This is a genomic window from Thiobacter subterraneus (assembly GCF_055379455.1).
The window spans coordinates 364,094-378,478 of sequence record NZ_AP042402.1 but is presented as its reverse complement, the minus strand read 5'-3'; the positions used below and the strand labels follow the sequence as shown (position 1 = coordinate 378,478).

Here is a 14,385-nt window from a genome sequence, read left to right as displayed (position 1 = left end):
ACTGATTTAATTGACGGGTTTTCACTGGATCATCTAGATTCACGCCATGAGCGCACACAGTGGGCTGTGTGTCTTGCCTGCCGTTCTTCATTTGCTAAGGTAATGCAGCTGTGGGACGCTGGACTGCCGCAGTAGGCGACTGGCTTGGTGCAAAAAAAAGATGTCTGAAGCAGATCCTGGTTCTCACGATCCTGGGTGCCATCCTCATTTTGTCCAATCTCTTCGTTGGCGTCACGGAATGGTCCCAGGTTATCGTGAATGGCGCTGCCAAGCACTTCTACGACACCTCTAAACAGAACGAGACCACGGTCCTTCTGTTTACGGAGACCGATCTTGCAAAGCTGGGTAGTTTCTATCCGCCACCGTGGCAGCTGCACGCGGATGTCCTGTCAGCCTTGGCGACTTACCATCCGGCAATAGTCGTCATCGATTTCGCTTTTGTTGATCGGAGAGCGCAGGAAGAGGTATCAGCGCTTGCCGATAGTATTTGTACCTTGACGGAAAGCGGTACTACTGTTCTGATGGTCGTAAACCCGGTGCAAACCGGGCGAACTTTGCTAATGCCTGAGCTGGAGCGCTGCGCAAAGCCAGTGAGCGCCAGCATTGGGCCAGATGAGGGCCAGGCTGGCACTCTCACCTACCCCGCAACAGAGTGCTACCCGGACGGGAAGTGTCTACCGACGGCCGCGTTTGCCGCGTTTGAGAACTACTCTGCCTACGCCCCCAACGGTAATGCGGGGACTCCTGGGAACACTGAGGACATGGAGATCGTGTGGGCCAACGGCAACGCATCGCTGAATACGCGTTGGATGGATTGCGGGCGGCCGTCTCTTGGGGCAGCTCTACCAAGTCTTCTGGCAGGGCAACCGCTGGCGATGAAGCGGCGTTGTCCGTACACCCGGACTATCTTTGTGGCGGATCTTTTGGGAAACACCGGTGATCAGGATCTAGTCGATGCGTTCCAGAGGCGTGTAGTATTTTATGGTGGGGCCTTTACTCTGGCTGGCGATTTTGCACGATCACCTGTCTATGAGGATCTGCCTGCGGTGTACGTGCATGCAATGGCTTTCGACAACCTAGTGACGTTCGGCAGCGGATACAAACGCGCAAGCCAGACGGGGGTGGCTTACGTCACCCTGGATTTGTTCCTGCTTGTTTTTATCGCGAGCTTGCTGACGTTCTTCAGACGAGGCCAGTGGGGTCCGGGCCCTGATCAGGCGTTTCGCGATAGCGAAGAAAGGAATCGGGTCGAGCGGTACCTGATGATGGTAAAGCGTTGGACGATATTCGGTGTTGCGGCGGGGATAGTCGTGTTCAGCGCTGCTTTCATCCTGGACCTGGATGAGCTGCTCGTAGTGTCCATGTCTCTTTACTTTTTGGCCAGAGTCTTTGTGCTTGAGGATCGTGCATACGCGGGTATCTTTTTGGCTTCGGGTTTCGTTGCCGTCCTATCCTTTTTTGTATTGAATCTGGGGCCGCGTAACTTTCTCGCATTCATGATATTTGCTGAATTAGTGCGGTTTCTCCAGAAGCGTCTGGCGCGGCTCTCCGGTGAGTGGTTGGATGCATTCGAGGAATGGAAAACCACATCCGGAATCAGGAAGCTGTTGCTGTGGTTGCCTTGGTTTGTGCTTGACACTTTCAGTGAGGCTGGCTGCGTAAAATCACCAGATCGGCAAGCGCTGGTAGCCGGGTCATTGGGGGGCGGTAGGCCGGGCTGGCGTGATGGCGATCCCAGTTCGCGTGCTGACGCCAATGGGAGAGACAGTTCGCCCGGTGTTGGGCGGTGTCGCAGGCGCGGCCATAGGCCCACTGACGCAGGGCGGTCTGGATAAGAGGGCCGCCTTGGCGCTGGTGCGCGGCTTACCGGACTGGGTGGGGCGATGATGCAAGCCAAGTCAGCTACAGAGTCGCCCGACCGCCGGGGCAGTGGGCGCTGCTATGGCTAGTGAGGACATGCTGAACTGGATGCCAAGCGAGGCGTAACCGCGCACCGCCTTGGCGAGCGCCAGGCAGGCGCTACGGGCCGCCCTGGCGAGGGCGGGGCGAACACCCTGGGACTGTGGTCATGTATAGCCACGCGGAAGTATTGCGAGCAGGTTCCGGTTGACCCCTGGTGGACGAGCGACCATGGCGTGGTATAGGGGCAGGGGCGGGCGCGGCAGCTGCGGTCCTGCAGGCCGGAGAGCGCTTCCTCGCGGAACCGCTACCGCTGCTTCTCGGCGGTGCGGTTGCAGACGCCCGTGAGGTCGGCGGGCCGTCCTTTTTACAATGCTGGTTCTGCCAGCAAGCTCGACTGTGGACGGTTGATTCGGCACTTTTGTCGCTGTTCACTCGGGATCCCCCGGGCATTGGTTTGGTTCGCATCTCCAATTCTCTGGGTGAACCGCGGGTGGAAAACCTTGTGGAAGACCGCAGCTGGAAATTGTCAGGGAGGACGATCGATGAAATATGTTTACGGTTTGGGAGGGGCATGGTTGCTGGGTGTCGTGTTCAGTGTTATTGCGTTCCCAGTGAGCGGGCAAGACGTCAGTGTCATACAGCTGCGTGCCTCGAAAGTGACGCTTTTCGAGCGAAAAGGCGGGGACGGGGCTACCCGGTACGAAAAAGTCAGGGATGTGAGCAAGGACGAGTTTGTGGGGCCCTGGCCGGTTCGAAGCACCGACGGGCCGAGACTGGAAGTGGTCGTTGACGGCAAATCCTACTGGGTATGGGGTTACGCGGTGCAGACCAATCACTCCTACCGGGTGCCTGCGGAGTGTGGTGCTGTTGTTGCCCGTTCGGCACCAAAATATGGAAGCACGCGTGGGCTTGGCGAGGAATGTGTGAAATGAACAAGAGGATTAACCAATTCCTGCTGAGCTTCTGTCTGCCATTGCTGTATTCGATATGGGGAATATGCGCAGCGGGCCAGGACAATGCGCAATCCGGAGAATCTTTTTTCTCGACCATTTCACAATGGCTGGGCATTGGAAAAAGCGAGCAACCGATCATAGCCCGCCTTAAGCCTGGTCCCTATCAACCGTCGCCGCTGGCGGTTGGCTCCGAACTGGATTTGGCGCGGAAGAACAGCGACGGTGTCGTACTGATTCCTTCAGAGCCTTTGGAAGCTTACTTGCAACGGATTCGTCAGCGGCTTACAGCGGCGTCCGGCGTAACAGAGGTTCCGGGTTCCACCCGGGTCGTTGCAACAAGTGATTTCAACGCGACGGCGACGCCAGACGGAAACATTCTCGTGGCGATGAGCTGGCTGCTCTTTTCGGAAAGTGAAGATGAATTGGCTGCGGTGATCGCCCATGAGCTTTCACATGTGCTTCTGCACCATTTCAGCGCCGATCTCATTTCCGAAGCGCAGGAGCGTCTCAATTTCATGGTGGAAGTTGGCCTTGCGGCGAAGAGTCGATTCGAGGGCGGCGGTGTGCTGGGCTCGAAGGAACTTCGGCTTGCCCAGCAGCTATCGATCACGAAGGCACTGACGGACAGTGCGTTAATACCGGCATGGAGTCGGGGGCAGGAAGAAGATGCGGACCTGCTGGCGGTCGATCTGCTGGTAAAAGCTGGCTATTCTCCCACGGGGGCCATAGTGATGTTGGACCGGTTGAGGGTGTGGGAAGAGTCGCACCAGGAAACCGACGCTGATTTTCAAAAGCGCCTGGTGGAGACCGGCATGCGCGACCTCCGGCAGGGGCTCGAATTGCTGGTTAGACGCATGCGCGCGCAGCTTGGTGCAAAACATGGGGCAACGAAGCTGCGCCTGGAAAAGGTTGCGGACTATATTGATCGCTTCTACCAGGCCGAGGCGGAAAGGCCACTGCACCGGGAGGGCTGGAGAGCCGTTGCCAGCCAAAAGGAAGTGAATGAAGTGCTGGAGAATTATGATCGAGCGTTCAGTGCAGAGATATCTTTGAGAAAGGGAGATATCGACAAGGCTCACAAATTCGCAAAAATTGCGAACTCCGGAATCACACAGCAGCACGCCTATCCGAATTGGGTCTTGGGACGTTGTAGTCTGGCGAAGGGTGATTATGCAGCGGCCAGGGCGGCTTACCAGCGCGCCGTTCAGGCAGGCCAGCCGGTGAGACAGCTATACGAAGACATGATCACGCTTGAAGAATCAAGTGGCAACCTGCAGCGGGCAATTGAACTGGTGGATCTGGTTCAGGGCAAATTTGGCGGTTCGCCAACGTGGTACCCGCGCAAAATCGGATTGCTAAAAAAGGCCAAACGGGACCAGGAAGCAGCACTTTTGGCGCTCAAGTGTTCTGCCGAGGCACCGCAACTCAGGCGTGCCTGTCTCAATGCAGAAGGCGGCAAGCCTCCGGGCAATCCCTGACTGGAAAAGCTGGCGGGGCTGTTGTGCCCGGTGCTCCAGTGTCGGGCAAGGCGACTGGGCGGCTCCGTGGTAGCATCCGGTGACCATGACCGACCCCGCCCCCTTCTTCGCTGCCGACGGGCCGCTCGCCCGGACCATCGCCGGTTTTCGTTCCCGCCCCCAGCAGATCGCCATGGCGCGCCTCATTGCCGAGGCCATTGCCGATGCCGCGCGGCTGGTGGTGGAGGCGGGGACCGGCACCGGCAAGACCCTCGCCTATCTCGTGCCTGCCCTGACGGCGGGGGGCAAGGTCATCATTTCCACCGGAACCAAGACGCTGCAGGACCAGCTCTTCCTGCGGGACATTCCCGCGGTGCGCGAGGCACTGGGCGTGCCGGTGACGGTGGCCATGCTGAAGGGACGTGCCAATTACGTGTGTCACTATCACCTGGCGCGGGCGATGGCGGAGGGCCGCTTTTTCGATCGCCGTGACGCCCAGTATCTGCCGCGCATCGAGCGTTTCGCGCTGAGCTCGGATACCGGCGACAAGGCGGCGTGCGCCGACGTGCCGGAGACCGCGACGGTGTGGAACTACGTCACCTCCACCCGCGACAATTGCCTGGGCAGCGACTGTCCCCACCATGGCGAATGTTTCGTGATGGAAGCCCGGCGGCGGGCGCTGGCTGCGGACGTGGTGGTGGTGAACCATCATCTGTTTTTCGCCGATCTCGCGTTGCGCGAAGGCGGCGTGGCGGAGCTTTTGCCTGCGGCCAATACCGTGATCCTGGACGAGGCGCACCAGCTGCCGGAGATCGCCAGCCTGTTCTTCGGCAGCAGCGTGACGGCAGGCCAGCTCCTGGAGCTCGCCCGCGACACCCGCAGTGAAGCGCTGACCCATGCCCGGGATGCGGCCGCCCTGCCAGAGGCGGCACAGGCACTGGAAAAGGCGGTGCGCGACGTGCGCCTGACCCTGCCGCGGGAGGGCTGGCGCGCGCCACTGGAACGGGCCCTGGGCATGGAAGGCTTCGCACAGGGACTGGAAGGGCTGGCGGCGCGCCTTGGCGAGCTGGAAGCCATACTGGCTGCCCAGGCGGAACGCGCCCCCGGGCTGGAAAACTGCCGGCTGCGGGCGCAATCCCTGGGCGAAGGCCTGCGCCAGTGGCGCACGCAATCGGCGGCCGAGGCGGTGTGCTGGGTGGAGGCTTCCGCCCACGGCTTCCAGCTCAATGCCACCCCGCTGTCGGTGGCGGATGCCCTGCGTGGCGCCATGGAGGGGCCGCCCCGCGCCTGGATCTTCACTTCCGCCACGTTGGCGGTGAAGGGCGATTTTTCCCATTACCAGCACACCATGGGGCTGGAGGAGGCGCGCACCGCCGCCTTCGACAGCCCCTTCGATTACGCCAGTCAGGCGCTGCTCTACGTGCCCCAGGGGCTGCCGGACCCCAACCGGGGTGATTACACGCAGGCGGTGGTGCAGGCGGCCCTGCCCATCATCCGGGCCGCAGGCGGGCGCGCCTTCGCGCTGTTTACCAGCCTCAAGGCCATGAACGAGGCCCATGCCCTGTTTCAGGAGGCATTTGCCCAAGAGGCGCTGGATTTTCCCCTGCTGCGCCAGGGGGAGGGGTCCCGCACGGAATTGCTGGAGCGTTTCCGCCGCCTGGGCAACGCCGTGCTGGTGGCCTCCCAAAGCTTCTGGGAAGGGGTGGATGTGCCGGGCGCCGCGCTGTCCCTGGTGATCATCGACCGTCTGCCCTTTGCGCCGCCAGACGATCCGGTGCTGGCGGCACGCATCGAGCGCATGAACCGGGCGGGGCGCAACGCCTTCATGGAATTCCAGCTGCCCCATGCGGTGATCACCCTCAAGCAGGGCGCGGGGCGGCTCATTCGCTCCGAGACCGATCGTGGCGTGCTCATGATTTGCGATCCGCGCCTCATCGACAAACCCTACGGCCGGCGCATCTGGCAGAGCCTGCCCCCCATGCGGCGCACCCGGGAACAGACGGAGGCCGAGGGTTTCTTCGGTGCGGCATGTCAGCCTCGGGCGCAGGAGGCGGGGACGTGATGGCGGGACGCCGTCTGCGCTGGCTTTTGGCTGGGGCCTGGCTGGCCGCGACAGCGCCCATCCTGGCCGCCCAGGTCCAGGCGCGCATGGTGCTCGCCACCCTGCCGCTGGCGGGCTACCAATACCACGCCGGCAAGCGTGTCTGGAGCCAGTTGCGGGTGGGCGATGCCCTGACCCTGGAGCGGGAGCCGGACAATCCCCACGACCCGCGCGCGGTGCGTGTGCTCTGGCAGGGGGAGATGCTGGGCTACGTGCCCCGGGCGGGCAATGAGACCGTGGCGCGCCTAATGGATCAGGGTGTGCGCCTGTCGGGCCGCATCACCCACCTGCAGCCGGGACGGTCCCACTGGGCACGCATCCAGTTCGAGGTGGTGATCGAGCCGTGACGCCTGCGATCCGCTACAATGCGGGGTTTTGCTCCTGCCCCTTCGTGATGAATACACCGGCACCGCTCATCTTCGACACCTCCCTGGAAAACTTCGAGCAGGACGTGATCGCCGCCTCGCGAAAGACGCCCATTCTGGTGGACTTCTGGGCCGACTGGTGTCCCCCCTGTATCGTGCTCGCGCCCATCCTGGAAAAGGTCGTCCAGGCCCACGGCGGCAAGGTCCGCCTGGCCAAGGTGGAGGTGGACGAGGGCGACAACATGAAGCTCGCCGGCCGCTATGGCCTGCGCGGGTTTCCCACGGTGCTTCTGTTCATCGACGGCGAAGAAAAGGCGCGTTTCGCCAGTGCGCGGCCGGAGGGCTGGGTGCGGGACTTCCTGCACCAGCACGCGGGCCTGTGACGCGGCCCAAATCCTTGAGACATCAGGAAAACCCCCTATAATGGGCGCCGGCGGGCGCGCCGCGCCCGGGTTCGATATTTCCACGAGGCAGCCAGTCACCCTCCATGACTTTCGAAGAACTCGGCCTGTGTCCTGAAGTCCTCCGCGCCGTCGCGGAGGCGGGCTATGTGGAACCCACGCCCATCCAGGCCCAGGCCATTCCCGTGGTGCTGGCCGGCCGCGACGTGATGGCCGGTGCCCAGACCGGCACCGGCAAGACGGCCAGCTTCACCCTGCCCATGCTGCACACCCTGCGGGTGCACGCCAACACCAGCACCTCGCCGGCAAGGCATCCGGTGCGCGCGCTGATCCTCACGCCCACGCGGGAACTGGCGGCGCAGGTGTACGAGAGCGTCAAGACCTACGGCAAGTATCTGCCCCTGCGTGCCGCCGTGGTCTATGGCGGGGTGAACATGGATCCCCAGATCGTCGAGCTGCGCAAGGGGGTGGAGATCCTGGTGGCCACGCCCGGGCGGCTGCTGGACCACCTGCAGAACCGCAGCGTGATGCTCTCCCAGGTGGAATTCCTGGTGCTGGACGAAGCCGACCGCATGCTGGACATGGGCTTCATGCCGGACATCCGGCGCATCCTTACCCACCTGCCGGCGAAGCGGCGCACCCTGCTGTTTTCCGCCACCTTCCCCGAGGAGATCAAGAAACTCGCCCGGGAATTCCTGCGCGACCCGGTCACCATCGAGGTGGCGCGGCGCAACACCACGGCGGAGACCGTGACCCAGCTGGCCTACCGGGTGCCCGCCGAGCAGAAACGGCGCGTCCTGGTGGACATCGTGCAGAGCCGCGGGCTGTCGCAGGTGCTGGTGTTCGTCAATACCAAGGTGGGTGCCGACCGGCTGACCCGCGAGCTGGAGAAAGTGGGTATCGCCGCCACCGCCATCCATTCGGACAAGACCCAGCAGGCGCGCATGCAGGCCCTGGAGGATTTCAAGGCCGGGCGCGTGACGGTGCTGGTGGCCACCGACATTGCCGCCCGCGGCCTGGACATCGACGATTTGCCCTGCGTGGTGAACTACGAGCTGCCCTACAACGCCGAGGACTACGTGCACCGCATCGGCCGCACCGGCCGCGCGGGGGCCAAGGGTTTGGCGATTTCCCTGGTGAGTCCGGAGGAGAAGAAACTGCTCGCCGAGATCGAGAAGTTCATCAAGCGCGAGCTGCCCCTGGAGGCCCCGCCGCCGGTGGAAGTGGGCACGGGGCAGGGGAGCCGGCCGCGGGATGAGCGGCGTGCCCCTGCCCCGCCGGCTATACCGTCCGCGCCGCCGCGGCCTGCGGCGCGCAAGCGGGAGATTCCCGCCTTACTCCTGCCGCCCCGCCATCTCGCCGGCGATGGCGACTGATTCCTGCGCGGCCTCCGGGGCTGCCGGCGCGGCCGCTTCCTGAACCGCAGGCGCTTCCGAGCGGGGTGCGGGCCGGGGCGCCGGCTCCTCATCATCCAGCAGTTTCTCCCGCGGCGGATTGCCGTCATAGACTAGGCTGCGGCGGTGCTGGATATAGGCATCACGCAGGAAGGTGTAAGGATCGAGCGCGGCTTCGTCCAGCACCTTCTCTGCATCCAGAAGCTGCGCGCGGCGGTTCACGAAGCGCAAAACGCTCAGGGTGTTGCGCGTGGGAACGTGGTCCAGATTGAGGACCGGGTCGAGCTGGTAATAAGCCGCCAGGCCCACGGTATCACGCAGGTTGCTGGGTCCCAGGAGGGGCAGCATCAGGAACGGCCCATCACCGATGCCCCAGTAGCCCAGGGTCTGGCCGAAATCCTCGTCGTGCTTTTCCAGCCCGAAGGAGGTGGCCACGTCGAAGATACCGGCTATGCCGAAGGTGGTGTTGAAGGCCACCCGCGCCACGTCGGAGGCGGCCGCATGGAACTTGAACTGGAGCAGGTTGTTGAGGGCGATCAGCACGTCCTCGATGTTGGAGAAGAAATTGGTCACGCCGGTGCGCACCGGCTGGGGCAGCACGGCCTTGTAGCCCTGGGCCACGGGCTTGAGCACGGCCTTGTCCACCGTGTCGTTGAACTTGTAGATGCCCCGGTTGATGGGCTCCAGGGGATCGCGCGGGTCGGTGGCCGTGGCACAGCCGGACAGGGCGAGCACACAGGCCAGCGACGCGGCGGGCAGGGTCAGGGACGAAAAAAGGCGCATGGTGTGGTTTTCCGTTCGTCTTTTTGTCGGCAAAAGCCGGCTGATGATAGCAGCTCAACGCCGGCGGGGGAACTCCGCCGGCCTGTCTCCATAACGGCAGGGCTGCGGCCATCTTGAAGGGGGGTGGCGGGCCAGGCAAGCCCTAAAGGTTTGTTCCGGGCTGCCGCTACTGGCCCACATGGCGATCAAAGGCATAACCATCGGCACCCTGGCGCGCCAGGCCGGCGTCAACATCGAAACCATCCGCTACTATCAGCGGCGGGGACTGTTGCAGGAACCCCCCAAACCTGCCGAAGGCTACCGGCTCTATCCCCTGGAGGCGGTGGCCCGCGTGCTGTTCATCAAGCGCGCGCAGCGGCTGGGCTTCAGCCTGGAGGAGATCATCCATCTCCTCAAGCTGGGCGAGGGCAACTGCAGCGAGACCAAGGCCCTGGCCCTGCAGAAACTGTCGGCCATCGAAAGCCGGCTGGAGGATCTGGAGCGCATGCGGCGCACGCTCCAGGAGCTCGTGCAGCAGTGCGAGTCCGGTGCGGCGACGGCCGGTTGTCCCATCGTCTCCAGCCTGGCGGACCGGGAATTCGACAGGCGCTAAGCCACCCTGGGCGCGGGCCGGCGTGGCTTGGGCGGTTGCCCGGCTCGTTCCGCGCCAGGCCTGTTGCGCGGCCAACTCTTGCCTGACAGGCATTGACCGTGAGAAAGCGGGGGCGGCCGGTGACAGTGGGTCCCCCAAAACGATCCACGGCGCTCGCCATCCCATGGCAGGTTTCCCCGCGATCCGGTAAATTCGGCCCATGACCGGGCTTCCCTATTGTCTTGCCGCCGACATTGGCGGCACCAAGACCCTGCTCCGCCTGGCGGTGCCAGGCGCCGCCGATGCGCCGGCCTACGAGGTGACCGTCCCCACCGCGCACTATTCGGGGCTTGCCGCCCTGGTGGCGGATTTCCTGCGGGACCGGCCGCACCCCGCGGCCGCCTGCTTCGCTGTCGCCGCGCCGGTGACGGGAGGGCGGCTCAACCTGACCAATCTCGCCTTCGTCATTGACGCCGACGAAATCAGGGAACGCCTGGGCATTGCCCGCGTGAGCGTGGTCAACGATTTCATCGCCGTCGCCCACGGTATCGCTGCCCTGGGTGGCGGCGATTTGCTCAGCCTGCAGGAGGGCGTGGCGGAGCCCGGGGGGGCGCGGGTGGTGCTGGGGGCGGGCACGGGACTGGGGATGGCCTGCCTCCTGCCTGCGGAGAGCGGCGAGCGGGTGCTGCCCTCCGAAGGAGGGCATGCCGATTTCGCCCCCGCCGATGAGGAACAGGTGGCCCTGTGGCGTTTCCTCGCCGCCCGCTACGGCCACGTCTCCTGGGAGCGGGTGGTGTCGGGTGCCGGCTTGGGTGCGATTTACCGTTTTCTGGGCGGGCAGGATGAAGATCCGGCGGCGGTGACGGCGGCGGCCGAGGCAGGGGAGGCGCGCGCGGCGCACGCCCTGCGCCTGTTCTGCCGCCTCTACGGGGCCGTGGCGGGCAACGTCGCGCTCACCTTCTGGGCCACCGGCGGCGTGTACATCGCCGGCGGCATCGCGCCCCGCATCCTGTCCCGCCTCCAGGAGGGTGCATTTCTCGCCGCCTTTCTCGACAAGGGGCGCTTCCGCACGAGCCTAGCGCGCATGCCCGTGCGCGTGGTGCTCGAGCCGCGGGTGGGGCTGCTGGGCGCCATGCGTGTGGCCGCGCGCATGCTCAGCCCCCGGTCATCGACATGAAGCGCAGAATCTTGCCCGGCTGTTCACGGAATTCGTGACGCTCCGGCTTGAGGGCGATGGCCTGGTGGATGGCCTGGGTGAGTTCCTCCTGGCTGGCTCCGCGCCGCAACAGGGGCCGGAATTCGAAGCGATCCTCCTGCCCCAGGCAGAGAAACAGCGTGCCATCCACGGCCAGCCGCACCCGGTTGCAGGTGGCGCAGAAATGCTGGGAGATGGGCGTGATGAAGCCGATGCTGAAGCGACCGTCCGGCGTCTGCAGGTAGCGGGCGGGCCCACCGCCCGGCACCCCGCCTTCCACCAGGCCAAAGCCGGCACGCAGCGTTGCCTTGATGGGCTGCAGGTCCAGATACTGGGCGTTGCGGCCGGTCTCGCCCATGGGCATGGTCTCGATCAGGCGCAGCACGAAGCCGCGCGCCATGCAGAAGCGCACCATGTCCTCGATCTCATCGTCGTTGACCCCGCGCATGGCCACCATGTTGATCTTGATGGGCAGGAAGCCCACCTCCTGCGCGGCATCCAGTCCCGCCAGGATCTGGCCCAGCACGTCGCGGCCGGCGATGCGCGCGATGCGTTCCGGACGCAGGGAATCGAGGCTCACGTTGAGCCGCGTCACCCCCGCCGCCCGCAGCGCAGCCGCATGTTTCGCCAGCTGGGTGGCATTGGTGCTCAGGGAGAGATCCTCGATGCCCGGCAGGGCGGCGAGGCGCGCGGCCAGCTCCGGCAAATTGCGCCGCAGCAGCGGCTCGCCCCCGGTGAGGCGCACCCGGCGCAGCCCCAGACGGCAAAAGGCCCCCAGCAGACGCTCGATTTCATCGAAGCTCAACCAGTGTTCCGGCTCCTCGAAGCCCTTGAAACCTTTGGGCATGCAGTAGCTGCAGCGCAGATCGCAGCGGTCGGTGACCGACAGACGCAGGTATTCGATACGGCGGCCGTAGCGGTCGGTGAGGGCGCTCATGGGGGACTCCGTGCGCTATATCCCAGCGAATATAGCCAGCGGCGCGCGGGAAGACAACCATTTTCTTGCAGGGGGCGCGGGCTGGCCCCGGTGTACAATACGCGCCCCGCTTTTTCCACTTGAACGACAGGAGGTATCCATGGGCAAAGGCGACCTGCGCACCCGGCGCGGCAAGATCTACAACGGCTCCTACGGCGTGAGCCGGCCCCACAAGGTCAAGAAGAAACAGGAAACCCCGCAGCCTGCCGCCAAGCGCAAATGATGTCCGCCCCGGTTCCCGCCGGGGTTTTTTGTTGCCTGCCAGGCTTGGCAGCGATCGTTATATCGGCCAGAATATAACCCATGGCGAAGGGCGCGGGGCGGGTGTTCGGGCTGGCCGGGTTCAGCGGGGCAGGCAAGACGACGCTGCTGGAGAAACTCATTCCGGTCTTCCGGCAGCGCGGTCTCACGGTATCGGTCATCAAACAGACCCACCACGAATTCGACATCGACCGGCCGGGCAAGGATTCCTGGCGCCACCGCCAGGCGGGCGCAGCCGAAGTGCTGGTGAGCTCGGACCGGCGCTGGGTATTGATGCACGAACTGCGCGACGAGCCGCCGCCCTCCCTGGACGCCCATCTGGCGCGGCTTGCGCCCTGTGATCTGGTGCTGGTGGAGGGCTACAAGCGGGAGGCCATCCCCAAGCTGGAGGTGCATCGCCCGGCGCTGGGCAAGCCTCTCATCTATCCGGAGGATTCCCACATCGTGGCCATCGCCTCGGATGTGCCTGTGGCTGCGCCGCTCACCTGGTTTCACCTGGACGACGTGGCCGCCATTGCCGACTTCATTCTCGAACACGGACGACCCCTATGAGCGAACGCCCCCTGCTTTCCGTCGATGAGGCCCTGGACCGTCTGCTGGCCGCGGCGCGCCCGCTGGCGGAGGTGGACACGGTGGACACGATCAGTGCCCTGGGACGCGTGCTGGCGGAATCCCAAATCTCGCCCATCGCCGTGCCGCCGCTGGACAACAGCGCCATGGATGGCTATGCAGTGCGTGCCGCCGATCTGGCTGCCACGGGTGACACCCGCCTGCCCGTGAGCCAGCGCATCGCCGCGGGCAGCGTGGGTGGGCCCCTCGCACCGGGCACCGCGGCGCGCATTTTCACGGGCGCGCCCGTGCCGCCCGGTGCCGATGCCGTGGTGATGCAGGAAAACACCACCGCCGAAGGCGATGCCGTGGTGATCCACCGGGCCGTGGCGGCGGGCACCAACATCCGCCGCGCCGGAGAGGACATCGCGCCCGGGACCACCATTCTCGCGGCGGGTACGCGGCTTGCACCCCAGCATCTGGGGCTCGCGGCCTCGGTGGGACTTGCCCGGCTGCCGGTGGTGCGGCGGCTGCGGGTCGCCAGCTTCTTCACCGGCGATGAACTGGTGGCGCCCGGCCAGCCCCTGGCGCCGGGCCAGATCTACGACTCCAACCGCTATACCATCAACGGTCTGCTCGCCGCCCTCGGCTGCGAGGTGGTGGATCTCGGTACCGTGCCCGACGACCTGGAGGCCACGGCAGGGGTGCTGCGGCAGGCGGCGGAGCTGGCCGATGTGGTCATCACCAGCGGGGGGGTTTCGGTGGGCGAGGCGGATTTCGTCAAGGCTGCGGTGGAGCGCCATGGCCGGCTCGACATGTGGCGCATTGCCGTAAAACCGGGCAAGCCCCTCGCGTTTGGTGAGGTGCTGGGCAAGCCCTTCATCGGCCTGCCCGGCAATCCGGTTTCGGTATTCGTCACCTTCTGCCTGTTCGCGCGGCCTTTCCTGCTGCGCATGCAGGGCGTGCAGCAGGTAATGCCCGCGGCATTCTGGGTGGAGGCGGCCTTCGACTGGCCCCGTCCGGACAAGCGCCGCGAGTTCCTGCGCGCGCGGCTGGTGCGCGACGGGGAGGCGCCGAGCCGGGTGGAGATCTATCCCCATCAGGGCTCGGGCGTGCTCACCTCCACGGTCTGGGGCGACGGCCTGGTGGACGTTCCGGCGGCCACACCGGTGCGGCGGGGCGAGCGGGTGCGCTTCATCCCCTTTGCGGAGCTTCTGCGATGATCAGCGTGAAAGTCCTCTATTTCGCGAGGCTGAGGGAGGCCTTCGGGCGCAGCGAGGAAGAGCTGGAGTTGCCGGCCGGCACGGCCACGGCGGGTGATCTGCTCAATGTCCTGCGCGCGCGGGGCGAAGTGTGGGCGCGCGAGCTGTCGGAGCGGCCGTTTCGCCTGGCGGTGAACCAGGAAATGGGCGATGCCGCAACGCCGCTCAAGACGGGCGACGAGGTGGCCATTTTCCCGCCGGTGACCGGAGGCTGA

At 64.9% G+C, this 14,385-nt stretch carries 15 protein-coding genes; 13 read left to right on the top strand and 2 right to left on the bottom strand.

The features are described from left to right. The first annotated feature begins 110 nt into the window (after positions 1–110). The 7 genes from ACZ42P_RS02055 to ACZ42P_RS02025 all read left to right on the top strand — a co-directional run bounded on the left by ACZ42P_RS02055 (position 111) and on the right by ACZ42P_RS02025 (position 8,555). On the top strand, positions 111–1,835 hold the full coding sequence (locus tag ACZ42P_RS02055; protein ID WP_464898445.1) for a CHASE2 domain-containing protein: 1,725 nt from the start codon (positions 111–113) through the stop codon (positions 1,833–1,835). 609 nt (positions 1,836–2,444) lie between these two features. Further along, positions 2,445–2,834, top strand: a complete 390-nt coding sequence (locus tag ACZ42P_RS02050; RefSeq protein WP_464898444.1) for a hypothetical protein — start codon at positions 2,445–2,447, stop codon at positions 2,832–2,834. Beyond that, positions 2,831–4,333: a M48 family metallopeptidase gene (locus ACZ42P_RS02045; RefSeq protein WP_464898443.1), complete on the top strand. Its 1,503-nt coding sequence runs from the start codon at positions 2,831–2,833 to the stop codon at positions 4,331–4,333. The genes ACZ42P_RS02050 and ACZ42P_RS02045 overlap by 4 nt, the downstream gene beginning before the upstream one ends. Before the next feature lie 85 nt (positions 4,334–4,418). Further along, positions 4,419–6,374 (top strand): ATP-dependent DNA helicase, encoded by a 1,956-nt coding sequence (locus tag ACZ42P_RS02040; RefSeq protein WP_464898442.1) that lies wholly within the window; start codon positions 4,419–4,421, stop codon positions 6,372–6,374. Then, positions 6,374–6,760 (top strand): HIRAN domain-containing protein, encoded by a 387-nt coding sequence (locus ACZ42P_RS02035; protein ID WP_464899349.1) that lies wholly within the window; start codon positions 6,374–6,376, stop codon positions 6,758–6,760. The genes ACZ42P_RS02040 and ACZ42P_RS02035 overlap by 1 nt, the downstream gene beginning before the upstream one ends. Next, positions 6,757–7,161, top strand: a complete 405-nt coding sequence (locus tag ACZ42P_RS02030) for a thioredoxin family protein (RefSeq protein WP_464898441.1) — start codon at positions 6,757–6,759, stop codon at positions 7,159–7,161. The genes ACZ42P_RS02035 and ACZ42P_RS02030 overlap by 4 nt, the downstream gene beginning before the upstream one ends. 104 nt (positions 7,162–7,265) lie before the next feature. Then, positions 7,266–8,555 carry a DEAD/DEAH box helicase gene (locus ACZ42P_RS02025; RefSeq protein ID WP_464898440.1) on the top strand — a complete coding sequence of 430 codons (1,290 nt, stop codon included), beginning with the start codon at positions 7,266–7,268 and terminating at the stop codon, positions 8,553–8,555. Here the strand turns inward: ACZ42P_RS02025 and ACZ42P_RS02020 are convergent. Continuing rightward, positions 8,514–9,356 (bottom strand): MlaA family lipoprotein, encoded by an 843-nt coding sequence (locus ACZ42P_RS02020; protein WP_464898439.1) that lies wholly within the window; start codon positions 9,354–9,356, stop codon positions 8,514–8,516. The two genes, ACZ42P_RS02025 and ACZ42P_RS02020, sit on opposite strands and share 42 nt — an antisense overlap. Positions 9,357–9,534: 178 nt before the next feature. On the opposite strand from ACZ42P_RS02020, the gene merR reads away from it, so the two are divergent. Both merR and glk read left to right on the top strand, forming a co-directional pair. After that, complete coding sequence (merR, locus tag ACZ42P_RS02015) at positions 9,535–9,948, top strand: Hg(II)-responsive transcriptional regulator (RefSeq protein ID WP_464898438.1); 414 nt, start codon at positions 9,535–9,537, stop codon at positions 9,946–9,948. Between the two features lie 199 nt (positions 9,949–10,147). After that, positions 10,148–11,104: a glucokinase gene (gene glk, locus ACZ42P_RS02010; RefSeq protein ID WP_464898437.1), complete on the top strand. Its 957-nt coding sequence runs from the start codon at positions 10,148–10,150 to the stop codon at positions 11,102–11,104. Here glk and moaA read toward each other — a convergent pair. After that, positions 11,082–12,059, bottom strand: a complete 978-nt coding sequence (gene moaA, locus ACZ42P_RS02005) for a GTP 3',8-cyclase MoaA (protein ID WP_464898436.1) — start codon at positions 12,057–12,059, stop codon at positions 11,082–11,084. The genes glk and moaA overlap by 23 nt on opposite strands. Positions 12,060–12,198: 139 nt before the next feature. On the opposite strand from moaA, the gene ACZ42P_RS02000 reads away from it, so the two are divergent. From ACZ42P_RS02000 to moaD, 4 genes are all read left to right on the top strand, one after another. Then, on the top strand, positions 12,199–12,321 hold the full coding sequence (locus ACZ42P_RS02000) for a 30S ribosomal protein THX (protein ID WP_464898435.1): 123 nt from the start codon (positions 12,199–12,201) through the stop codon (positions 12,319–12,321). 80 nt (positions 12,322–12,401) lie between these two features. Beyond that, positions 12,402–12,911, top strand: coding sequence for a molybdopterin-guanine dinucleotide biosynthesis protein B (gene mobB / locus ACZ42P_RS01995; protein ID WP_464898434.1), 510 nt, complete (start codon positions 12,402–12,404; stop codon positions 12,909–12,911). Beyond that, positions 12,908–14,131: a molybdopterin molybdotransferase MoeA gene (locus ACZ42P_RS01990; RefSeq protein WP_464898433.1), complete on the top strand. Its 1,224-nt coding sequence runs from the start codon at positions 12,908–12,910 to the stop codon at positions 14,129–14,131. The genes mobB and ACZ42P_RS01990 overlap by 4 nt, the downstream gene beginning before the upstream one ends. After that, positions 14,128–14,385, top strand: coding sequence for a molybdopterin converting factor subunit 1 (gene moaD / locus ACZ42P_RS01985; protein ID WP_464898432.1), 258 nt, complete (start codon positions 14,128–14,130; stop codon positions 14,383–14,385). The genes ACZ42P_RS01990 and moaD overlap by 4 nt, the downstream gene beginning before the upstream one ends.